Below are 21,229 nucleotides of genomic sequence, written 5' to 3'. Positions count from 1 at the left end.
GGTAACGCAGAACGGACGCTCCAGGGCGTCCGTTCTGCGTTGTGACGTGTTTGCGACTTGGCGCGCCGCATCGCTCGCGATGACGCCATCTCGCGCTGGCGCCGGCAATCGTCGCGCCTGTCGCACTACCGTTGCCGAACGCGCTGGCAGACCGTGCGCACAGGCGTGCAGCGCTCAGCCAGCGAATCCGCCGGCGTCGAGAAACTGTTGCTCGTCCGGTGTCATCGCGCGCCCCAGGCTGGCATTGCGGTGCGGGAACCGCCCGAAGCGCTGGATGACCTGTTGATGCTCGATCGCCGAAGCGGTCGCCTCCGCATCGCCCACGGCGCCGATCAATTCCACCGCGCGCGCCTGCGTCTGCGGGTCCTCGGCATGTCCGAACGGCAGGTAGAAGAACAGCCGCAATTGTGACGAGATTTGCTGATCGAATCCGTCGTGCACCGCCTGCTGTGCCACCTGCAGCGCCAGCCCGTCGGTAGCGTAGGCGTGCGCGCTGCCGCGGAAGGCGTTGCGCGGAAATTGATCCAGCAGGATCACCAGTGCCAGGGCGTCCTCGGCGCGCTCCATCCAATGGGTGTATTCGCCGCGTGCGGCAGCGAAATGCTGCTCGCTGAAATGCTGGCGGACGTTGGCGTCGAAGGCATCGTTCTGGGTAAACCAACGCGCCGGCCCGGCCAGTTCCCAGAATGCCAATACCACGTCGGCCTGCTTGTTACGGTCGGATCTGGCGATCATCGGCGCTCTCCTGGTCATGTGCTCAAGCATGCACGCCTGGGCGTGATGAGGCCGCTGCTGCGACGCGCCTAGCGACCGCGACCACATATCGCTGCTTGGCAATCAGCGCTGTGGCCGTTAGTTTTCCAAGGACATCTGCAGTTTCACCGGGGACATTCATGCGTTTGATTGCGTTCGCCATCCTGGGCGCGGCGTTGCTGTGCGGGCCAGCCATCGCGGCCTCGCGTTTCGTCGACGATCCGTATCCGAGCACCTACCGTGCCCTCGCCTCCAGCCCAGTCCTGATCGAACACGCCACCGTGCTCACCGGTACCGGCGAACGCCTGGACGATGCCGACGTGCTGCTGCGCGACGGCAAGGTCGCTGCGGTCGGACGCGGGCTGGACGCGCCGGCCGATGTCCGCCGGGTGGATGGACGCGGCAAATGGATCACGCCGGGCATCATCGACGTGCACTCGCACTTGGGCGTCTATCCCAGCCCCGGCGTGAGCGCGCATAGCGATGGCAACGAAATGACGGCAGCGGTGACCCCGAACGTTTGGGCCGAGCATTCGATCTGGCCGCAGGACCCGGGCTTTTCCACCGCGCTGGCCGGCGGCGTCACTGCACTGCAGGTGCTGCCCGGTTCGGCGAATCTGGTCGGCGGGCGCGGCGTCACCTTGAAGAACGTGCCGGCCACGACCTACCAGGCAATGAAGTTTCCCGGCGCACCGTGGGGCCTGAAAATGGCCTGCGGCGAGAATCCCAAACGCGTCTACGGCGAAAAAGGTGGCCCGGCAACACGCATGGGCAACGTCGCCGGCTACCGCGCGGCCTTTATCGACGCCAGCGAATACCTGCGCAAGAACACTCCGAAAAAGAAGACCCCGCCCAAGCGCCACTGGTGGAGCCGCGGCAAGGGCGACAACGACAGCGCCGGCGACAGCGGCGGCAAGCGCGATCTCAAGCTGGACACCCTGGCCGGCGCGATCAACGGCGACATCCGCGTGCATATCCACTGCTACCGCGCCGACGAAATGAGCACGATGCTCGACCTGGCCAAGGAATTCGGCTTCAAGATCGCCGCCTTCCACCATGGCGTGGAGGCCTACAAGATCGCCGACCGCCTGGCCGAACAGAACGTCTGCGGCGCGCTCTGGGCCGACTGGTGGGGCTTCAAGATGGAGGCGTTCGACGGCATCCAGGAAAACATCGCCTTGGTCGATCGCCCAGCCAATGGCTGCGCGATCGTGCACTCCGATTCGGAGGAGGGCATCCAGCGGCTCAACCAGGAAGCGGCCAAAGCGATGGCGGCCGGCCACCGCGCCGGTATCGACATTCCTCCCGAGCGCGCGATCCGCTGGCTGACCAGCAATGCCGCCAAGGCCTTGGGCATCGAACGCCAGACCGGCTCGCTGGAGCCGGGCAAGATGGCCGATGTGGTGCTGTGGAACGGCAATCCCTTCAGCTCCTACGCGCTGGCCGAGCAGGTGTATATCGATGGTGCGCAGGTCTATGACCGTACCGACCGACGCCTGCAACCCATCTCCGATTTCATGCTTGGCCAGGAGGCTGCCCGATGAGCCGCCCTCTGCCCTCACCCCGCTGCCTGGCGCAGCGCCTGGCCTTGGTCTGCAGCGTGCTGCTGCTCGGCACAGCGCCAGCGATTGCCCAGGACGTGCTGATTCGCGGTGCCACCGTGCATACCGTCAGCGCCCGCGGCACTCTGTCCAACGCCGATGTGCTGGTGCAGGGCGGCATGATCCGCGCGGTCGGCCCCGGCCTGGCCGCTCCGGCCGGCGTCGCCGTGGTCGAAGCCAAGGGCCGGCCCCTGACCCCGGCGCTGTTCGGCGGCATCACCGAGATCGGCATCGAAGAGGTCTCGGGCGAATCCTCCACCGTGGACAGCGCGCTGAATCTGCCGCACGACCAGCCGATGCGGCCCGAGTTCGACGTCACCCTGGCCTACAACCCGGAGTCGGTGCTGATCCCGGTGGCGCGGGTGGAAGGCATCGGCTTCACCGCGCTGGGCGCCAGCAGCGGCGGCGCCTTCATCGCTGGCCAGGGCGGGGTGATGCGGCTGGACGGCAGCCCCGATCCGATCGGCCCGCACGCGCTGTATCTGCGCCTGGGCAACGACGCACTGGAATTGAGCGGCAAGTCGCGTGCGGCGCAGTGGATGTTGCTGGATCAGTTGCTCACCGAGGCGCGCGGCCGCCTGCCGGCCGATTCGCCGCATGCGTTGCTGACGCCGGCAGGACGCGCAGTGCTGGCGCGCTATCTCGCCGGCCAGGGCCGCATCGTGGTCGCGGTGAACCGCGCCGCCGATATCCGCCAGCTGCTGCGCTGGGCGCAGCGCGAGAAGGTCCGCATCGCCATCGCCGGCGGCGATGAAGCCTGGAAACTGGCGCCGCAACTGGCCGCCGCGCAGGTGCCGGTGTTCGTCAACGCACTCGACGATCTGCCGTCTAGCTTCGATCAGATCGGCGCCACGCTGGAGAACGCCGCGCGCCTGCATGCGGCCGGGGTGGCGGTCAGCTTCACCCAGGGCGGCGATGGCTCGCACAACGCGCGCAAACAGCGCCAGCTGGCCGGCAACGCAGTGGCGCATGGACTGCCCTGGGACGCCGGCCTGGCCGGTCTCACCCGGGTGCCGGCCGAGGCACTGGGTGTGGCCGACCGGCTGGGCAGCATCGCGCCGGGCAAGCTCGCCGACCTGGTGTTGTGGGAAGGTGACCCGCTGGACGTGGCCCATTACGCCGAGCAACTGTGGCTTGGGGGTCGTGCGATCCCGATGCGCTCGCGCCAGACCGAGCTGCGCGATCGTTACCTGCAGCAGGCGGGCACGCTCCCACCGGCCTATTCGCGCTAGCGACAACGGTGATGCCGGCACCGCGGGTGCCGGCAGTGCAGCGTCCTGGCTTGCGCCGCGCACGCGCGGAACGCGGCCGCAGCTGAGTAGCGCCCGACCGACACGCAGCCATGGCATGTCACCGCGCCGACGCGCGCAGTAGGCTGTCCGCCCCGCTCGCCGGTCGCCGCCATGACTCGTTCGCTCTGCGTTTTGCTTTGCTGGCTCGCGCTGTGGGTCGCCGCACCTGGATTGGCCAGCGACGGCCACTTCGGTGTGACCCGGGTCGGCGACCGCTTCGTCGTCGACAACGGCGGCGCATTGGTGTTCAGCGTCGACGCACGCAGCGGCGACATCGTGTCGATGCGCTATCGCGGCAGCGAATTGCAAAGCCCAGAAGCAAAGCACTCGCAGATCGCCTCCGGACTCGGTCGCGCCACCGTCGCCGCACGCACGGTCGGCGACACCATCGTGGTCTCGGCCACCGCCGGCGATCTGATCCAGTACTACATGGCGCGCAAGGGCCACGATGCGATCTACCTGGCCACCTATGCACCAAGCCTGTTGCCGATCGGCGAGCTGCGCTTCATCGCCCGGCTCGATGCCGCCAAGCTGCCCGATGCCGAGCATGAGCCCGATTCCAATGTGGGCACCGCCATCGAAGGCAAGGATGTGTTCCTGCTGCCCAATGGCCGCACCAGTTCCAAGTTCTACTCGGCACGGCGCGCGATCGACGACACGGTACATGGCGTCAGCGGCGGGGGCGTGGCCGTACGGATGTGGATGGGCAATCGCGAACACAGCGCCGGCGGGCCGTTCTTCAAGGACATCGCCACGCAGAAAACGGCACTCACCCATGAGCTGTACAACTACATGTTCTCCAACCACACCCAGACCGAGCCGTATCGCGGCGGCCTGCATGGCGTGTATGTGCTGCAGTTCAGCACCGGCAGCGCGGCGGCGCAGGTGCCGCCGGATCTTGGCTTCGTCGATGCATCGCTTGGACTGCAAGGGTTGCTCGAGGACGCACAACGCGGCGCGGTGAGCGGCCAGGCATCCGGGGTCGTACCGGGACAACCGGCGGCGATCGGCTTGCGCAATGCCCAGGCCCAGTATTGGGCCAGGGCCGATCGTGCCGGCCGCTTCCGCATCGCCAGCGTGCGCCCTGGCGACTACCGCATAACGCTCTATCAGAACGAACTGGAAGTAGCGCACGACAGCGTGCGGATCACCGCGGGCGCCACGGCGCAGGCCGACCTGCGGGCACGTCCGCTGCCCGGCCAGGTGCTCTGGCAGATCGGCGCCCCGGACGGCACGCCTGCCGGTTTTCGCAATGCCGATCTGCTGGCGACCGCGCATCCCTCCGATCGGCGCATGGCGCCCTGGGGACCGGTGACCTATCGGTTGGGCCGCGATACGGTAGGCGATTTCCCGGCAGCGCAATGGCGTGGCGTCAACACGCCGACCCGCATCGTCTTCGATCTCGATCGCGACCAGGTCCACGCCTATCGTCTGCGCCTGCTGGTCACGCTCACCCAGGCAGGTGCCCGCCCCCAGCTGCAGGTGAACGACCACTGGACCGGTCCGCTGCCGCCGCGGCCCGATCAGCCGACCAGCCGTGGCATCACCCGCGGCACCTATCGTGGCAACAACACGGTCTATCTCGTCGACATTCCCGCCAGTGCGCTGCACGCCGGCAGCAACACACTCGCGATCGACCTGGCCTCCGGCACGCCGGACAATGGCTTCCTGGGCCCGGCCATCGTCTTCGACAGTGTCCAGTTGCTCGCACCGTCACCGGTGCTGGAGCAGCCCGGCGACAGCGTCGAGGAGGTGCGCAATGGCCTGCCGCCCAGCGATGCCGACCGTTTCACGCCGATCGCGCATGCGGCCTGGCACAACGCGGCGCTCTACGGTGGGACACCGCGCTGAAGCCGCGGCGCCCACGTTCGCCGGCTCAGTGCGCGTCGATCGTCGCGCTGAGATCGACGTAGCCATTGCCGCGCACCACTTCAAATCCTGTCTCGACGACATGCAGGTAGAGTGCGTTGCTGTAACGGCCATCCTTGCTGCGATTGGCCTGCAGCCAGTTGAGGAACGGCTTGATGTCGACGTTGAGGCTGCCGCTGGTCGGCAGGTTGGCCTGGCCGGCGCTGCCGTGCGGGATGAAGGTGTACACGTAGTAGCCGGCGGCGCTGTTGTCGCCCTCCCACAGATCGAACGTATAGCCACCGGCACTGAGGACGTTGCTGGCGGAGAGCGTGCCGACCGGGTAGGAGTTGTTGCCGCCCCAGATCATCACCTCCAGCTGCGGCGTGGTCTTGGTGGTGTCCTTCCGGAAGAACAGGTCGTAGGCGAAATCACCGGCAAGATTGCTGCCGCTGGCGCTGTAGTTGAACTTGACCGGGATGCTGCTCAGCGAGGACACCTGGCGCGGAAACAAGGTATCGCTGGTCGGATTGAAGGTGTAGTGCCAGCCACGCAGGATCGCGGGGTAGCCATACAGGCTATTGCTGGAGAAATTGAAGCTCGCCCGCAACGACGGCGTGCTGCCGGTGCCGAAGGTGCCCTGGATGTCGCTGTTGTTGAAGTTGTTGACCCACGCATATTGATTGCCATAGACCTTGTACGGCCCGGCGATCGCGGCGGGCGCCAGCGCTGCCAGCGCGATCGCAACGACGGCGCTCCAACTGCGATGCACCGAACGCGGCGCACCGCGTTGCATGGGAAGCAGGGATTGCATGACGGACATGGCGTTCTCCATTGAGTGTCGCTGGCTGGCGATGGCGTGCGTACCCGACCAGGCGGGCCGACGGACGCTAGCAGTGGAGTGGCAACAGAGCTATGCAGATTCAGCTGTCCCGACACATCGGTGTGGGATAGCGGGCTCTACCCGACAATCCGGGTGTGCGTATGGGCCCACTTCCCCCACCCCATGCGGCGTGGCGATACCTAGGCGGGGGCGGCCGAGGACGCCGATTGCTGCGTAGCGACATTCACTGCCGCGCATGGACAGGTACCGCAGCAGTGCGGTCCCATTGGCCGGCAAGCGACCGTCGGCCGCAGCCAGGTCTCGCCATCGATGCCTGGTCTACGCGTGCAGCGCGTTTTGCGCTAGGGTTTGCGGCGGACAACGCAGCAGCGGAGGGGGGAACCAATGCGGATCGGAATCGTGGTGGACAGTGCGTGCGATCTGCCGCAAGCGTTCATCCAGGCCAACAACATCGTGCTGCTGCCGATCAGTGTGCGGATCGGCGAGGCGGTACTGGCCGATCATCGCGACGAGGAAGCCACCTTGAGCTTCCTGCAGGCCCACGTGGCCGAACGCGGCCATGAAGCCGAGACCACGCCGTTTTCGGTCAACCAGGTCCGCGACCTGTTCCTGCAGCGCCTGGTCATCGACTACGACCATGTGTTCTGCCTGACCATCTCCAAGCTGCGCAGCCAGGTGTTCGAAAACGCCACCCAGGCCAGCTTCGCCATCCTCAACGACTACAAACCGATCCGTCAGGCTGCCGGGCACAGCTCGCCGTTCGCGCTGCGCGTGATCGACACCTTGAATCTATTCGCCGGCCAGGGCGTGACGGCGGTGGAGGCAGCCAGGCTACGCGACCAGGGCCAGAGCGTGGCAGCGATCCGCACCCGGCTGGAGCAGTTGGCCGAGCACACCTATGGCTACATGATCCCGCGCGATCTCTACTACCTGCGTGCGCGTGCGCGCGCCAAGGGCGATCGCAGCGTGGGCCTGATCGGTGCGGCGCTGGGCAGTGCGCTGGACATCAAGCCAGTGCTGCGCGCGTACCGTGGCGTCACCGAGCCGGTGGCCAAGCTCAAGGGCTTCGAGCCGTCGGTGGAAAAACTCTGCGCCTTCACCGTCCGCAAGATCCGCGAGGGTTTGATGACCCCGACCGTCTGCGTGGGCTACGGCGGCGAACTGGCGGAGGTGCATGCGCTGCCTGGCTACGCCGCGCTGCAGTCGGCCTGCCAGACCCATGGTGTGGAACTGTTCGAAAGCGTGATGAGCCTGACCGGCATGGTCAACGTCGGCAAGGGTGCCTTGGCGATCGGCTTTGCCGCCGAGCCGCACAGCTTCTCGGCCTGACCGCCACCTCGACGGCGTTGTCACCGGCGCTGTCCTAGGGTGCGGCCATCGTCCACACGAGTCCCATCATGGCCGTCAGCTATTCGATCAGCCTTCCCGATCCCGCCCAGGCCCGCGGCAGCGCGCCGTCGGTCAGCTTCAGCGCGCATGGTGCCGAGGCCTTCGCCGAACAACTGCAGGCCGCCCTGCGCGATCCCGCCTGGTTCGAGCGCTGGCGCCAGCTGCAGCCAGACCCGGACGAGGTCGACCCCCGGCTCGGTGTCACCGATCCCAGCGCCACGGTGACAGGCAAACAACGCGAGGTCCGCGTCGACCTGGTCGCCACCACCAGCATTCCCGGCGATCTGCTCAAGCAACGGCTGCATGCGCTCGCCGGCTCGCATTGGGAACTGCGCGACGTGCGCTGAGCGATGGTCCAGGCCATCGCTGCGCACGCCAGGGATCAGTCACGATCAGCCGCGCAGTGCGGCCGCGTGGTGGGCGATGTGCTCGCCGATGAAACTGGCGATGAAGTAATAGCTGTGGTCGTACCCCGGCTGCAGGCGGACCTTCACCGGATAGCCGGCCGCATCGGCCGCCTGGGTGAACAACGACGTCTTCAGCTGGCTGTCCAGGAATTCGTCGGCATCGCCTTGATCGATCAACAAGGGCAGCCGTTCGGAAGCGCGCGCGATCAGCGCGGTGGCGTCGTAGGCCGCCCAGGCGTCGCGATCCTGGCCCAGGTACTGCCCGAACGCCTTTTCGCCCCAGGGCACCTGGCTCGGTGCCACGATCGGCGAAAACGCCGATACGCTGCGATAGCGGCCAGGATTGCGCAAGGCGATCGTCAGGGCACCGTGCCCCCCCATCGAGTGGCCACTGATGGCGCGCGCCACGGTGGTGGAGAACTGCGACTCGATCAGCGCCGGCAGCTCGTTGAGCACGTAGTCGTACATGCGGTAATGCGCCGCCCACGGCTGCTCGGTGGCATCCACATAGAACCCGGCGCCCTTGCCGATATCGTAACCCTCGGCATCGGCGACGGCCTCCCCGCGCGGGCTGGTATCCGGTGCCACCAGGATGATGCCGTGGTCGGCCGCATAGCGCTGCGCCCCGGCCTTGGTGATGAAGTTCTGCTCGGTGCAGGTCAGCCCGCTGAGCCAGTACAGCACCGGCAACGGGCCGGCGGCGGCCTGCGGCGGAAGATACACGCCGACCTGCATGTCGCAGTCCAGCGTCTCGGAGCGATGCCGGTAAACGTCCTGCCAGCCGCCGAAGCAGGCGCGGTGTTCGATGCGTTCCATGGACTTCCTCGTAAGCAGCGGCCGGCGCGAGGGCACCGGCCGCGGTTGAATCAATGCAGCACGCCCTTCTTGCGCGCGACATGGGTGGAGATGGCATCCATCAATGCCGGCGACAGGCAATCATAGGGCGGCAGGCCCAGCGCCGTCAGCCGTGCGCGGATCTGCTCCATCTGATCCGGCGGCGTGCCGGTTTCGATGATGGAAGACACGAAGGCGGCGAACCCGGGCGCTGACCAACCCGATTGCGGCGACAGCTCGGTGTGCACGAAATCCAATCCGTAGAACGGATGCTCCGCGTTCTCGATGCGACCGTACATGTGCACACCGCAATGACGGCAGGCATGCCGCTGGATCGCCGCGCTCTCGTCGACGACACCCAGCTTCTCCGCATGCGCCGTCACGCTGACCTTGTCGCGCGGCACCACCGCTACCAATGAAAACGTCGCGCCATCGGGCTTCCAACACTTGCTGCAGCCACAAGCGTGGTTATGCGCGGTTTGCGCTGCCACCGCCACGGTCACCTTGTCGCTGCTGCAATGGCATTGCAGGACCCCTCCCGTGAAGCTTTCCGTGGCGTTCCGTGCCACTCCCTGGTCCACCGAAGGATGAATCGATACAGGCGTCATCGTAAATCTCCCGGCTTACTGGCTTGTGCGCGGAAGCGGCCGCGCGCCGCTCCTGGCCCTCCGGTCAGAAATGGATCACTGTGCGGATCGACTTGCCCTCATGCATCAGATGGAAGGCTTCGTTGATCTCTTCCAGCGGCAAGGTGTGGGTGATGAAGGGATCCAGGTCGATCTCGCCCTTCATCGACTGCTCCACCATGCCGGGCAACTGGGTGCGTCCCTTGACGCCACCGAACGCCGAGCCGCGCCAGACGCGCCCGGTGACCAGCTGGAACGGGCGGGTGCTGATCTCCTGGCCGGCGCCGGCCACACCGATGATGACGCTCTCGCCCCAACCCTTGTGGCAACACTCCAGCGCCGAACGCATCACGTGCACATTGCCGATGCACTCGAAGCTGAAATCCACGCCGCCATCGGTCAACTCGACGATGACGTCCTGGATCGGCTTGTCGTAGTCCTTCGGGTTGATGCAATCGGTGGCGCCCATGCTGCGCGCCAGTTCGAACTTGCCCGGATTGGTATCGATGGCCAGGATGCGCCCAGCCTTGGCCTGCACTGCGCCCTGGATCACCGCCAGGCCGATGCCGCCCAGGCCGAACACCGCCACCGTGTCGCCAGGCTTGACCTTGGCGGTGTTGTGCACTGCACCGATACCGGTGGTGACGCCGCAACCGAGCAGGCAGACCTTCTCCAGCGGCGCGTCAGGGTTGACCACGGCCAGCGAGATCTCCGGCACCACCGTGTACTCGCTGAAGGTGCTGCAGCCCATGTAGTGGTAGATCGGCTCGCCGTTGTAGGAGAACCGGGTGGTGCCATCCGGCATCAGTCCCTTGCCCTGGGTGGCGCGAACGGCCTGGCACAGGTTGGTCTTGCCGGACAGGCAGAACTTGCACTTGCGGCATTCGGCCGTGTAAAGCGGGATCACGTGATCGCCGACCTTGACGCTGGTGACGCCCTCGCCCACCGCTTCGACGATGCCGCCGCCTTCATGCCCGAGCACCGCCGGGAAGATCCCTTCCGGGTCGTCGCCGGACAGGGTGAAAGCATCGGTATGGCAGACGCCGGTATGGGTGATGCGCACCAGGACTTCGCCGGCCTGCGGCGGCGCGACATCGATTTCGACCACTTCCAGCGGCTTGCCGGGACCGAATGCGACTGCTGCACGGGATTTCATCGAGTGTGCTCCTGAAAGAAAGTGCGTGAACGGAGACGGCGAGGACCGCTCCGGTGGGAGTTCATTTGAGATAGGACCGGACCAGCCCGAGCAATTCCTGCACGCGTGCCGCGCGTTGCGCGTCGGAGGCGGCCGCATGGCCGAAATCCTCACGAATATGCGCCTCCAGCACCTGCGACATCAGGCCATTGACGGCGCCACGCAGCGCGGCGATCTGCTGCAGGACCGAACCGCAATCCGCCCCCGCTTCCAGTGCGCGCTCGAGCGCGTCGCACTGCCCACGGACCCGGCGCACGCGTGTCAGCGCCCGCTTTTTCTCTTGAGGGGAATGCGGCATGCGTGGCCCGGTTCGATACTGGGGGGCAGTATAGACCTCCTGCAACGGAATGCCAGAGCCGATCCCAGGTGGCCAGCAGCGCGAAACGATCGATGCTGGGAATGCGTCAAGAGCGCGACGACGCGATCCCGCCGCGCAGACAGCGGCCACCGCGCGACGCAGCAGCGCGCAGGGAGTCGGGTGCCATGCGCACCGGCACCCGCCGGGTCAGCGGTCGATACTGGCCTGGGCGATATCCAGAGGCTCGTGCAACCCGAGGTCGGGCAGGCAGCTCAGCACCGCGCCACGGAAACGCGCGGCAAATGCGGAGTCGTTGCCCAGGTAGTGCGCACGCGCATTGGCCGCTAGCGTCTCGATCTGCGCCGACGACAGCGCTAGCGCCGCTTCCACCGCCTGCGCGATGCCATCGGCGTCGACGTGGTAGTACGAGGCCAACCGGCGCTGATGGATCTGCGCCGGCGGAATCAGGATCCCGTGCTCTGGCCGCACCAACTCGTTCATCGGCTCGCCATCGGTGGCCAGGGTGATCGCCCCGACGCTGAGCGCTTCCATCAGATAATGGCCGAAGCCTTCCGCCTCTGACGGGCACAGATGGAACAGGTTGGCGTTCTGCAGGCGCTGCAGTGCAGCCTCGTCCAGATAGCCGATCCGGTGGTCGATATTGGCGGCCACCACCTGCTTGCCGGCGGTGCGCGGGTTCTGCACCACCGTCAGCAACGGCCAATGCGGGTGGCGCAGCCAGGTCTCCAGCAACAGCCCCGTGCCCTTGGCGGTGCTGCGCCCGGCAAGGTGAAAGAAGGTCCGCTGGCGCGGGACCTGCGGATCGTAGCGATCGGGGCTGGTGAAGCCGATGAAGCGCGTATGGCATCCCAGACTGCGGAAGATGCGCTCGGCGTGACGGGTCTTGCACAACACCGCCGCGAACCGCGGCAGCAACGGCAGCCACTTGGGCAGTAGCCATTCCGGGTTGGGCACCAGCAGGTTGGTCTGCGCCAACGGCAGGCAGCGCGCGTAGACGCGCTCGGAAAAGATCTGCAGCGGCACCCGGCCAAACAGCGCACGACTGCCCCACAACCGCATTTCACGCGCGCTGTCCTGCAGCCGCTGGCTGGTGAATCCGACTTCCTGCACCGGCACCCCGGCCCCGCGCAGGGTTTGCGCCATCAGGCGCAAATCGCGGGTCAGGCCAACCCCGTTGTCGCGGCTGATCACCCGCATCATCGGGAAGCCTGCCTGAGGAATCGCATGCTCAGCGCCCGCCAGCGACGAGGTGAGGGGATTCAGCGCCATGTCCATGTCTTTCATGTTGCGTTATACGTGTGCCAAAAGTTGACAAATTCGCGCATTATGATGCGGGCTTAGCCCCGCCGCAGCGAGCCTCATGTTTCCAGACGCCACCACCTGGCGCGGCCCCAACGCCGCGCCCCACTCGACGAGCATTATGGATACACCCCATCCCCGCATTCTCGTGGTCGACGACGATCCAGACCTACGCAAGCTGATCGGGGAATTCCTCGGCGCCCACGGCTACCAGGTCGACGATGCCGAGAACGTCGCAGAGATGCGTGCGAGCATCGCCCGCCACCGCCCCGACCTCATCGTACTCGACGTGATGATGCCTGGAGAAGATGGCCTGAGCGCGGCCCGTTCGCTGGCCAGCGAACGCGGTTCGCCGGCGGTCATCATGCTCAGCGCCCTGGGCAACGACACCGACCGCATCATCGGCCTGGAAGTGGGCGCCGACGACTACCTGGCCAAACCCTGCAACCCGCGCGAGCTGCTGGCGCGCGTGCGTGCGCTGCTGCGCCGCAGCCAGGCCAGCCAAGAGCAGGCCGAGCCGACCGGCACGATCTACGAGTTCGCCGGCTGGCGCCTGGACGTGCTGCGCCGCGACCTGCGCGACCCCACCGGCATCTTCATCAACCTGTCCGATGGCGAATTCGCCCTGCTGCGCACCTTCGTCGAGCATCCGCAGCGGGTCTTGAGCCGCGATCAGTTGCTGGACCATGCGCGCGGGCGCGATACCAATGTCTACGACCGGGCGATCGATAGCCAGATCAGCCGGCTGCGCCGCAAGATCAATGAGCGCGTCCATACCGAATTGATTCGCACCGTACGCAACGAAGGCTACATGCTGCTGCCGTCCGTCTCACGCCTGTGAGCCGGACGCCCCAGCGCGGGCTGTCGATCTTTGCCCGCACCTTTGTGCTGTTGGCGGTCGCCTTGTTCACCGCCCAGGCGATCGGTATCGCCTTGCTGGTCATGCGCACACCGGTGTACGAGCCGCCGGTGCACCCGCCGGAAGTGGTGGCGCTGCTCTCCACCCGCATGCCGGCCGGCAGTCGCAGCTTGAGTGTGCAAACGCTGGCGCAGGAACCAGTGCCGCCGCCGGGCCGGGTGCGTGACGCCTTCGCCGAAACGCTGCTGGCCCATTGGCTGGACGTGCCCGTGCAACGCGTGCGGTTCTATCGCAGCGCCGATCCAGCGCAGGGAGACTGGCTCGGCGCGCCCCCGGATGCGGCCGACACCGATGAGGCCGCCGTGCCCGGTGGCCGTCCGACCTTGCCGCCGGCCGACCGGCCCGAAGCCTGGGAAAACGAGCGACTGACCCCAGGCATCCCCTTGCTGGATGGATTCACTGCGGCGCTGCAGCAGGACGATGGCCACTGGCGCAGTGTGGCGTCCCCGCGCCGCCAGCTCTCGGCCCAGTTCAAGACCCACATCCTGCTGCTGTTCCTGGCCGGACTATTGGCCAACGTTCCGCTGGCCTGGTGGTTCTCGCGCGCATTGTCGGCACCGATCCAACGCTTCGCCGAGGCGGCCGACCGCCTGGGCCGCAATCCGGACGCACCGGCCCTGCAGCGCAGCGGCCCGCCGGAAATCGTGCGCGCAGCCGACTCCTTCAATGCCATGCAGGCGCGCCTGAATCGATTGGTCAACGAGCGCACCCATATGGTGGCGGCGATCGCCCACGACCTGCGGACCCCGTTGGCACGGCTGTCCTTCCGACTGGAGGGCCTGCAGCCGCCGCTGCGCGACAAAGCACTGGCCGATCTGTCGGAAATGAAGGCGATGATCACCGCCGCGCTGGACTTCATCCAGAACGATCGTCATCGCGGCGAACGCGCCCGGCTGGATTTGCGCCTGCTGGTCGAAAGCGTGGTCGACAACGCGGCCGACATCGGGGCGGACGTGGTGTTGGCGGCAGGGGCGCCGATCACCGTGGAGGGCGACCCGCTGGCATTGCGGCGCGCGGTGATGAATCTGGTGGACAACGCGCTCAAATACGGCAAGCGCGCGCAGTTGTACCTGCACCGCGACGGCGATGAAGGCGTGCTGTGGATCGACGATGCAGGCCCGGGCATCGATCCACGTCAACGCGACCAGTTGCTGCTGCCGTTCGTGCGCGGGGAGTCCTCGCGCAATCGCGATACCGGCGGCATCGGGCTGGGCCTGGCGGTGGCGCACAGCATCGTGCTCGCCCACGGCGGCGATCTGCAGCTGGACAACCGGCCAAGCAGCGGACTACGCGTCACCGTGCGCCTGCCTTGCATCGCCGAACGGCGCTGAGCAACGCCAGAGACTGTTCTGCGAAGCGCCGCCAACCGAGCCGGCGGCGCGTCCCTCAGTAAGCGAATTCGCTGAAAACCCGGTCGATATCGCCGTTCCAGGCGCCGCGGTAGAGCGCCAGCTTGCGGTCGGCCGCCGTGACGCCGCTGTCGGCGATCTCGGCGATCACATCCAGGAACCCGGTTTCGTCCTGGCCGTCGCGATTGTGGCGTGCACGACGGCGCAGGCCTTCGCGGGCGATTGCCACTGCCTGCACCGCCAGGTCGCGCACCGTGCCCTGACGGAACGGCAGGCCCAGCGCCTGCCGCGGCACTCCGTCGCGCAGCGCATGCCGCTCGACCAGAGTGAAGTCCTTGACCAGGTCCCAGGCCGCGTCCAGCGCGGTCTGGTCGTACAGCAGGCCGACCCAGAACGCCGACAACGCGCACAGCCGATTCCACGGACCGGCGTCGGCGCCGCGCATCTCCAGGTATTTTTTCAGCCGCACTTCCGGGAACGCAGTGGTCATGTGATCGGACCAGTCGCGCAGCGTCGGCAATGCGCCCGGCAACGCCGGCAGCCGGCCTTGCATGAAGTCGCGGAAGCTCTGCCCGCTGGCATCGTGGTAGACGCCATCGCGGTAAGAGAAGTACATCGGCACGTCGAGCAGGTAATCCACATAGCGCTCGTAGCCGAACCCATCCTCGAAGACGAAATCCAGCATGCCGGTGCGATCGGCATCGGTATCGGTCCAGATGTGCGAGCGATAGCTGAGGTAGCCGTTGGGAGCGCCCTCGGTGAACGGCGAGTCGGCGAACAGGGCGGTGGCGATCGGCTGCAGCGCCAGCGACACCCGGAACTTCTTCACCATGTCCGCTTCGTCGGCATAGTCCAGGTTGACCTGGACGGTGCAGGTGCGCGTCATCATGTCCAGGCCGAGTCCACCGACCTTGGGCATGTAGTCGCGCATGATGCGGTAACGCCCCTTCGGCATCCACGGCATGTCCTCGCGCCGCCATTTCGGCTGGAAGCCCATCCCCAGGAAGCCCAGCTGCAATTCGCCAGCGACCTCGCTGACCTCGCGCAGGTGGGTGCCGGTCTCCACGCAGGTCTGGTGCAGGGTCTCTACCGCCGCGCCGGACAACTCCAGCTGCCCGGCCGGCTCCAGCGTCACCGAGGCGCCGTCGCGCAGCAGGGCGATGGTGCGGCCGCCCTCCTGCACCGGGGTCCAGCCGAAGCGGGTCAGGCCGGTGAGCAGCGCCTCGATGCCGCGCGCGCCATCGAAGGTCGGCGGGCGCAGGTCGTCCAGCCGAAAGCCGAACTTCTCGTGCTCGGTGCCGATGCGCCACTGCGCTTCGGGCTTTTCTCCGGAGGCCAGCACCTGGACCAGTTCGGCGCGGTCGGTGATCGGCGTCTCGGCAACGTGGCTGGGGCTCGACAAGGGCAGCACTCGTGCAGAAGGTGAAGCGATGTGGGGACGTTCCGCCGCCATCGCAAGGCCCGCACTATAGCTCGCCGCGCCCCGCCCCACAGTGCTATCGGCGGTGTTGCAGCATTCCAGGCGCAGCGCCCGTCAGACACGATCGGGACGGGACCCGCCGCGCTGGGCTAGGCTGCGAGCCACCCCTCCCATGCAGGCGTCCGATGCACACCTCCCATCCCGAACGGCATCGCGGCGAGCGCGCGGGCTGGCTGCGCGCCGGGGTGCTCGGCGCCAACGACGGCATCCTCTCGGTCGCCGGCCTGGTGGTCGGCGTGGCCAGCAGCGGCGCGAGCGGGGCCGCCGTACTGGCGACCGGTGTCGCCGGACTGGTGGCCGGTGCGATGTCGATGGCCGCTGGCGAATACGTGTCGGTGCAATCGCAGGTGGACACCGAGCAGGCCGATCTGGCGGTGGAGCGTCGCGAACTGCACGAGGATCCGCAGAGCGAACTCGACGAACTGACCACCCTCTACCGCCAGCGTGGGCTGGATGCGACGCTTGCGCGCGAGGTCGCCGAACAGCTGACCGCATACGATGCGCTGGGCGCGCATGCGCGCGAGGAACTGGGCATCACTGAGACCCTGCGCGCGCGGCCACTGCAGGCCGCGCTGGCATCGGCCTGCGCCTTCTGCTGCGGTGGGGCACTGCCGCTACTGGCCGTGCTGCTGGCGCCTGCGGGCCGCCAGGTGTGGGTGACCGTGGCCGCCACACTGCTTGGGCTGTGGTTGACCGGCTCCCTGGCAGCACGCGCGGGCGGCGCGCCCGGCCTGCGTGGCGCGTTGCGCGTGGTGTGCTGGGGCGCGGCGGCGATGCTCGCCACCAGCGCGGTCGGCCGCCTATTCGGCGTCAATCTCTAGCGCGACGCCACCCAGGCGGTGCACGGCATCGCTGGCAATGCATGATCGGAGGAGATGCTCGCGCCCGATGCTCGAACGCTAGCCGCGATCACCGGCCAGTGGCACGCACGGCCGTCGCACCGCGGTCCACGCCGTGGGACTGGACGACGTGAAGCGTGCAGCGCGGCGATCGCCGCCCGCACGCGCGTGCCACCGACACGGGCCGACTTGCCACGCCGGACTCACTCGCTGGCGGGTGGCTCGGTCTGCAGGCCCAGCCAGCCACCGACGATGTCGCGCAACACATCCACGCCCTGGCGCGACTCGCCGGAGAACGTCTGTACGCTGACGCTGTCGCCGAAGCGATTGCTCAGCTCCTTGCGCACCTTCTGCAACGTCTGCGCCTGCTGGCCGCGGCCGAGCTTGTCGGCCTTGGTCAGCAAGGCATGCGCCGGCAGCCCGCGCTCGGCGGCATAGCCAAGCATCTGCAGGTCGTAGTCCTTGAGCGGATGGCGGATATCCATCACCACCACCAGACCGCGCAGGGCCTGGCGGGTGCGGAAATAGCGGTCGATAAAGGCCTGCCAGTGCGCCTGCAGCTCCTGTGGCACCTTGGCGTAGCCATAGCCGGGCAGGTCGACCAGATAGCGCTCGGGCTGGATCTGGAAATAGACCAGTTGCTGGGTCCGACCGGGGGTCTTGGAAACGCGCGCCAGCGCGTTCTGGCGGGTCAGCGCGTTGAGCGCGCTGGACTTGCCGGCGTTGGAGCGGCCGGCGAAGGCTACCTCCCAGCCACCGTCGTCGGGCAATTGCCGGGCGTTGTGGGCGGAGAGGTGGTAGCGGGCTTGTTCGATGAGCAGTGACATCCCCCTAGGATCGCACGTTCGGTGACCCGGGCGGTTTTGCTGCACTGTTCGTTGACCCTGGCCCGAAGCCATGTCGATAATCCGGCACGCCTGCCACAACAGCCTTACGCGCGCGGGCCAGGTCCATACGGAGCTCTAGCTGATGCGCCATGCTCGTGTGCTTGCCCTTGCCGCCATCGCCGTCCCGGTCGTCGCCGCGGTCGCGTTCGCTCAATCGGCCGTGACGCCGATTCCCGACCCACCACCGGTCCGTGTTGCGCCGCTGGAGGTGGATCTGGCCAAGACCACCTGGGGCGATCCCAAGGCCGGGCAAGCCAAGGCGGCCGCCTGCGCGGCCTGCCATGGGCCGGATGGCAACCCGTCGGTCCCGCTCTACCCACGCATCGCCGGCCAGACCGAGCGCTACGTGGCGCACCAGATCGCCTTGATCGCCAGCGGCGAGCGCACCAGCGGCGCGGTGGCGGCGATGGTGCCGTTCGTCAAGGACCTGACCGCGCAAGACATGCGCGACCTCGGTGCCTACTTCGCCACCCAGAAGTCCGCCGCCGGCGTGGCTGACGACGCCGTGGTCAACGAGGGCCCCTACCAGGGCATGAAGTTCTACGAGGTCGGCGAGAAGCTCTACCGCGGCGGCGATGCCGCCCGCGGCGTGCCGGCCTGCATGGCCTGCCATGGCCCGGCGGGCGCCGGCAATCCGGGGCCTGCGTATCCGCGCCTGGGCGGCCAGCACGCCGAGTACGTGGCCCGGCGACTGCAGGAGTACCAGGCCGGCACCCATCAGCAACGCGATCCGGCGCTGTTCAACATCATGGCCCAGGTCGCCAAGCCGCTGACCGAGCAGGAGATCCAGGCCCTGGCCAGCTACCTGCAGGGGCTGCACGACCGTGCCGACGATGCCGCCGCTGCACAGCAAACGGCGGCCTCGCCGGCGCGCTCATGAGTTGACCCGACCAGGGCCATCGCCCATTGTCGCCCGACGCCGGTCCTGCGACCGGCGTCGTCGTTTCCCTTTCCCTGCCATCCCCCATGGAGCCTGCATGAAACTGTTGTCCCGCCTGTCCCTGCTCTTCCTGCTGTTGCCGCTGCTGGCCTGCGCGGCGGACAAGGATCCGCCGGTCGAGGGCGAAGACTATCTGCTGATCGAAGACGGCCAGCCGTATGCGCCGCTGGCAGGCAAGGTCGAGGTGGTGGAAGTGTTCGGCTACAGCTGCCCGCATTGCGCGCACTTCGAGCCGGTGCTGGAGGAATGGGCGGCCAAGCAACCGGCCTATGTGCGCGTCACTCCGGTCCCCGCCGTGTTCGGTAGCTTCTGGGATACCTTCGCGCGTAGCTACTTCGCTGCCGAGCAGTTGGGCGTGGCCAAGCGCAGTCATCGGGCGATGTTCGAAGCAATCCACGACAAGCACACAGTGCCCACCCAGAACGTGGCCCCGGAAGAACTGGCGGCGTTCTACGCCGACTACGGCATCCCGCAACAGCGCTTCATCGAGGCCTTCAAGAGCGACGCGGTGGACGCCAAGATGGAGGCCGCGCGCGCCTTTGCGGTGCGTAGCAAGATCAGCGGCACGCCCGCCCTGCTGGTCAACGGCCGCTACCTGATCACCGCGCGCAGCTATCCGGACATGCTGCGCGTGGCCGACGTTCTGATCGCGCGCGAACACGCCGGCAAGCCGCGGCGCTGAATCCGCTAACGGTCCTCGAAGGCGGCCCGTGGCATCATGCGCCCCGCGGCCGTCCGGCCTGTCCTCGCCCCACGCTGGAGATCCAATCCAATGAAGACCCGCTTTGCCCTGACGCTGATGGCGCTGCTGCCGATCCTGGTGGCCTGCAAGGCCCAGGACGGCAGCTCCGATACCGCCCCGGCTGCGCCGGCCCCTGCCGCACAGACCGCGCCGACGGCGACGAACACGGGCGAGCAGTCAGCCGCACCGGCTGCACCGGCCGCGACCGGCAGCGACGCCGCCGCGACGCCGCCGGCACCCGCACCGGCGGCGCCGACCGCCGCCCCGCGCGCACCCAATGGCCCCGAGCCGGTTGCCGGCACCGATTACCTGGACATCGAAGGTGGCCAGCCGTACCAGCAGGCCGCTGGCAAGATCGAGGTCGCCGAGGTGTTCGGCTACGTCTGCCCGGCCTGCAACGCGTTCCAGCCGCTGGTCGGGCCGTGGAAGGCCGGCCTGCCGTCGGACGTGCATTTCGTCTATGTGCCGGCGATGTTCGGCGGCACCTGGGACGACTACGGCCGCGCGTTCTATGCCGCCGAGACCCTGGGCGTGCAGGAAAAGACCCATGAGGCGCTGTACAAGGCCATCCATGTCGACCAGACCCTGAAGGGCGAGCGCGGCCACGACACCCCGCAGGACATCGCCGCGTTCTATGCCAAGTACGGCGTGGATCCCAAGCAGTTCGTCGACACCATGAGCAGTTTCGGCGTCTCGGCCAAGACCAACCGCGCCAAGCAGTTCGCGCTGCGCAGCAAGGTCACCGGCACCCCGTCGCTGATCATCAACGGCAAGTACCTGGTCAAGGGCAACAGCTTTCCCGACGTGTTGCGCATCGCCGATCACCTGATCGCGCGCGAACGCGCCACGCTCGCCAAGTAAGGCCGGACCTGCAGATCGACGTGAACGTTTCGGACTCCCGCCTGCTGCGGGTGCTGACCGCCAATATCCAGGCTGGCTCCAGCACCCGCCGCTACAGCGACTACGTCACCCGCAGCTGGTCGCATGCCCTGCCACTGGGCGACAAGCGCAACAGCCTGGACAGCATCGCCAAGCTGGTCGGCGAACGCGACATTGTCGGCCTGCAGGAAAGCGACCCCGGCAGCCTGCGCTCGGGCTTCACCAACCAGACCCACTACCTGGCCGAGCGCGCCGGTTTCCATTACTGGAGCCATCAGCCCAACCGCCGCATGGGCGGGGTGGCCTCCAGTGCCAATGGCCTGCTCAGCAAGCTGGAGCCGGTGGAGGTGCAGGACCATCCCCTGCCTGGCCGCATCGGCGGACGCGGCATGCTGTTGGCCAAGTTCGGCGACGGACGCGAGGGCTTGGCGGTGGCGGTGGCGCACTTGTCGCTGGGCGCCAATTCGCGCATGGCGCAGCTGGCCTTCATCGCCGAACTGCTGTCCGATCATCCCAACGTGGTGTTGATGGGCGACTTCAACTGCGTGGCCGATCGACCGGAAATGCAGGCGCTGTATCGACACACCCGCCTGCAACCACCCGGTTGTGTGGTGCATACGTTCCCGAGTTGGCGGCCGGAGCGAGCGATCGATCACATCCTGGTCAGCGACAGCCTGCGGATCGAACACACAGAAGCGATTCCGGCAGCGTTTTCCGATCACCTCGCAGTGGGAATGGATCTGCGCGTGCCCGCGCAAATGCTGCGCTGAGCGCGCCAGTGCAGCGT

At 67.3% G+C, this 21,229-nt stretch carries 20 protein-coding genes and 1 pseudogene; 12 read left to right on the top strand and 9 right to left on the bottom strand.

The genetic code is table 11. The features are described from left to right. Nucleotides 1–174 precede the first annotated feature (174 nt). Nucleotides 175–735 (bottom strand): DUF924 family protein, encoded by a 561-nt coding sequence (locus CKY51_RS10805; protein ID WP_031339667.1) that lies wholly within the window; start codon nucleotides 733–735, stop codon nucleotides 175–177. 158 nt (nucleotides 736–893) lie between these two features. On the opposite strand from CKY51_RS10805, the gene CKY51_RS10800 reads away from it, so the two are divergent. The 3 genes and pseudogenes from CKY51_RS10800 to CKY51_RS10790 form a co-directional block, all read left to right on the top strand. After that, a complete protein-coding gene (locus tag CKY51_RS10800) occupies nucleotides 894–2,297 on the top strand; it encodes an amidohydrolase (RefSeq protein WP_022972195.1) in 1,404 nt (467 codons plus the stop codon). Next, nucleotides 2,294–3,586: an amidohydrolase family protein gene (locus CKY51_RS10795; RefSeq protein ID WP_022972196.1), complete on the top strand. Its 1,293-nt coding sequence runs from the start codon at nucleotides 2,294–2,296 to the stop codon at nucleotides 3,584–3,586. The genes CKY51_RS10800 and CKY51_RS10795 overlap by 4 nt, the downstream gene beginning before the upstream one ends. Before the next feature lie 171 nt (nucleotides 3,587–3,757). After that, nucleotides 3,758–5,356, top strand: a pseudogene (locus CKY51_RS10790) (rhamnogalacturonan lyase B N-terminal domain-containing protein); the annotation flags it as partial. Between the two features lie 166 nt (nucleotides 5,357–5,522). Here CKY51_RS10790 and CKY51_RS10785 read toward each other — a convergent pair. Next, nucleotides 5,523–6,317, bottom strand: a complete 795-nt coding sequence (locus CKY51_RS10785) for a GH12 family glycosyl hydrolase domain-containing protein (protein ID WP_425479867.1) — start codon at nucleotides 6,315–6,317, stop codon at nucleotides 5,523–5,525. A 405-nt stretch (nucleotides 6,318–6,722) separates the two neighbouring features. On the opposite strand from CKY51_RS10785, the gene CKY51_RS10780 reads away from it, so the two are divergent. Together CKY51_RS10780 and CKY51_RS10775 are read left to right on the top strand one after the other, a co-directional pair. Next, the gene (locus CKY51_RS10780; protein WP_022972199.1) at nucleotides 6,723–7,667 is read left to right on the top strand and encodes a DegV family protein; all 945 of its coding nucleotides are present in this window, start codon (nucleotides 6,723–6,725) and stop codon (nucleotides 7,665–7,667) included. Between the two features lie 68 nt (nucleotides 7,668–7,735). Further along, nucleotides 7,736–8,074, top strand: coding sequence for a hypothetical protein (locus CKY51_RS10775; protein ID WP_022972200.1), 339 nt, complete (start codon nucleotides 7,736–7,738; stop codon nucleotides 8,072–8,074). A 45-nt stretch (nucleotides 8,075–8,119) separates the two neighbouring features. Here CKY51_RS10775 and fghA read toward each other — a convergent pair whose 3' ends face one another. The 5 genes from fghA to CKY51_RS10750 all read right to left on the bottom strand — a co-directional run bounded on the left by fghA (nucleotide 8,120) and on the right by CKY51_RS10750 (nucleotide 12,377). Beyond that, a complete protein-coding gene (gene fghA / locus CKY51_RS10770; RefSeq protein WP_022972201.1) occupies nucleotides 8,120–8,950 on the bottom strand; it encodes an S-formylglutathione hydrolase in 831 nt (276 codons plus the stop codon). A 50-nt stretch (nucleotides 8,951–9,000) separates the two neighbouring features. Next, nucleotides 9,001–9,576: an S-(hydroxymethyl)glutathione synthase gene (gene gfa, locus CKY51_RS10765; RefSeq protein ID WP_031339671.1), complete on the bottom strand. Its 576-nt coding sequence runs from the start codon at nucleotides 9,574–9,576 to the stop codon at nucleotides 9,001–9,003. A 64-nt stretch (nucleotides 9,577–9,640) separates the two neighbouring features. Next, nucleotides 9,641–10,750, bottom strand: a complete 1,110-nt coding sequence (locus tag CKY51_RS10760) for an S-(hydroxymethyl)glutathione dehydrogenase/class III alcohol dehydrogenase (RefSeq protein WP_152249207.1) — start codon at nucleotides 10,748–10,750, stop codon at nucleotides 9,641–9,643. Nucleotides 10,751–10,811: 61 nt separating this feature from the next. Beyond that, nucleotides 10,812–11,087, bottom strand: coding sequence for a formaldehyde-responsive transcriptional repressor FrmR (gene frmR / locus CKY51_RS10755; RefSeq protein WP_022972204.1), 276 nt, complete (start codon nucleotides 11,085–11,087; stop codon nucleotides 10,812–10,814). Between the two features lie 207 nt (nucleotides 11,088–11,294). Beyond that, complete coding sequence (locus CKY51_RS10750) at nucleotides 11,295–12,377, bottom strand: glycosyltransferase (RefSeq protein ID WP_425479868.1); 1,083 nt, start codon at nucleotides 12,375–12,377, stop codon at nucleotides 11,295–11,297. 151 nt (nucleotides 12,378–12,528) lie between these two features. Between CKY51_RS10750 and CKY51_RS10745 the strand changes: the two genes are divergently transcribed. Both CKY51_RS10745 and CKY51_RS10740 read left to right on the top strand, forming a co-directional pair. Then, complete coding sequence (locus CKY51_RS10745) at nucleotides 12,529–13,248, top strand: response regulator (protein ID WP_152249206.1); 720 nt, start codon at nucleotides 12,529–12,531, stop codon at nucleotides 13,246–13,248. Continuing rightward, nucleotides 13,245–14,657, top strand: a complete 1,413-nt coding sequence (locus CKY51_RS10740) for an ATP-binding protein (protein ID WP_022972207.1) — start codon at nucleotides 13,245–13,247, stop codon at nucleotides 14,655–14,657. The genes CKY51_RS10745 and CKY51_RS10740 overlap by 4 nt, the downstream gene beginning before the upstream one ends. A gap of 55 nt (nucleotides 14,658–14,712) precedes the next feature. Here the strand turns inward: CKY51_RS10740 and CKY51_RS10735 are convergent, their stop codons facing one another. After that, nucleotides 14,713–16,077, bottom strand: coding sequence for a glutamate--cysteine ligase (locus CKY51_RS10735; RefSeq protein WP_031339676.1), 1,365 nt, complete (start codon nucleotides 16,075–16,077; stop codon nucleotides 14,713–14,715). 203 nt (nucleotides 16,078–16,280) lie between these two features. Here CKY51_RS10735 and CKY51_RS10730 point away from each other — a divergent pair, with 203 nt between their 5' ends. Next, on the top strand, nucleotides 16,281–16,976 hold the full coding sequence (locus tag CKY51_RS10730) for a VIT1/CCC1 transporter family protein (RefSeq protein ID WP_022972209.1): 696 nt from the start codon (nucleotides 16,281–16,283) through the stop codon (nucleotides 16,974–16,976). 221 nt (nucleotides 16,977–17,197) lie between these two features. Here the strand turns inward: CKY51_RS10730 and yihA are convergent, their stop codons facing one another. Then, nucleotides 17,198–17,821, bottom strand: coding sequence for a ribosome biogenesis GTP-binding protein YihA/YsxC (gene yihA, locus CKY51_RS10725; RefSeq protein ID WP_022972210.1), 624 nt, complete (start codon nucleotides 17,819–17,821; stop codon nucleotides 17,198–17,200). A 142-nt stretch (nucleotides 17,822–17,963) separates the two neighbouring features. Here yihA and CKY51_RS10720 point away from each other — a divergent pair, with 142 nt between their 5' ends. The 4 genes from CKY51_RS10720 to CKY51_RS10705 all read left to right on the top strand — a co-directional run bounded on the left by CKY51_RS10720 (nucleotide 17,964) and on the right by CKY51_RS10705 (nucleotide 21,212). Next, nucleotides 17,964–18,761 (top strand): c-type cytochrome, encoded by a 798-nt coding sequence (locus CKY51_RS10720; protein WP_031339678.1) that lies wholly within the window; start codon nucleotides 17,964–17,966, stop codon nucleotides 18,759–18,761. A gap of 97 nt (nucleotides 18,762–18,858) precedes the next feature. Beyond that, complete coding sequence (locus CKY51_RS10715; RefSeq protein ID WP_022972212.1) at nucleotides 18,859–19,503, top strand: thiol:disulfide interchange protein DsbA/DsbL; 645 nt, start codon at nucleotides 18,859–18,861, stop codon at nucleotides 19,501–19,503. 90 nt (nucleotides 19,504–19,593) lie between these two features. Then, entirely contained in the window at nucleotides 19,594–20,424 is an 831-nt protein-coding gene (locus tag CKY51_RS10710) for a thiol:disulfide interchange protein DsbA/DsbL (RefSeq protein WP_152249205.1), read from the top strand. Nucleotides 20,425–20,474: 50 nt separating this feature from the next. Then, the gene (locus tag CKY51_RS10705; protein WP_031339175.1) at nucleotides 20,475–21,212 is read left to right on the top strand and encodes an endonuclease/exonuclease/phosphatase family protein; all 738 of its coding nucleotides are present in this window, start codon (nucleotides 20,475–20,477) and stop codon (nucleotides 21,210–21,212) included. Nucleotides 21,213–21,229 lie beyond the last annotated feature (17 nt).

Origin of the sequence: Xanthomonas maliensis (assembly GCF_009192945.1) — a bacterium.
Classification (GTDB): Bacteria; Pseudomonadota; Gammaproteobacteria; order Xanthomonadales; family Xanthomonadaceae; genus Xanthomonas; species Xanthomonas maliensis.
The sequence above is the reverse complement of the archived record's forward strand: the minus strand, read 5'-3'. Positions and strand labels throughout refer to the sequence as shown.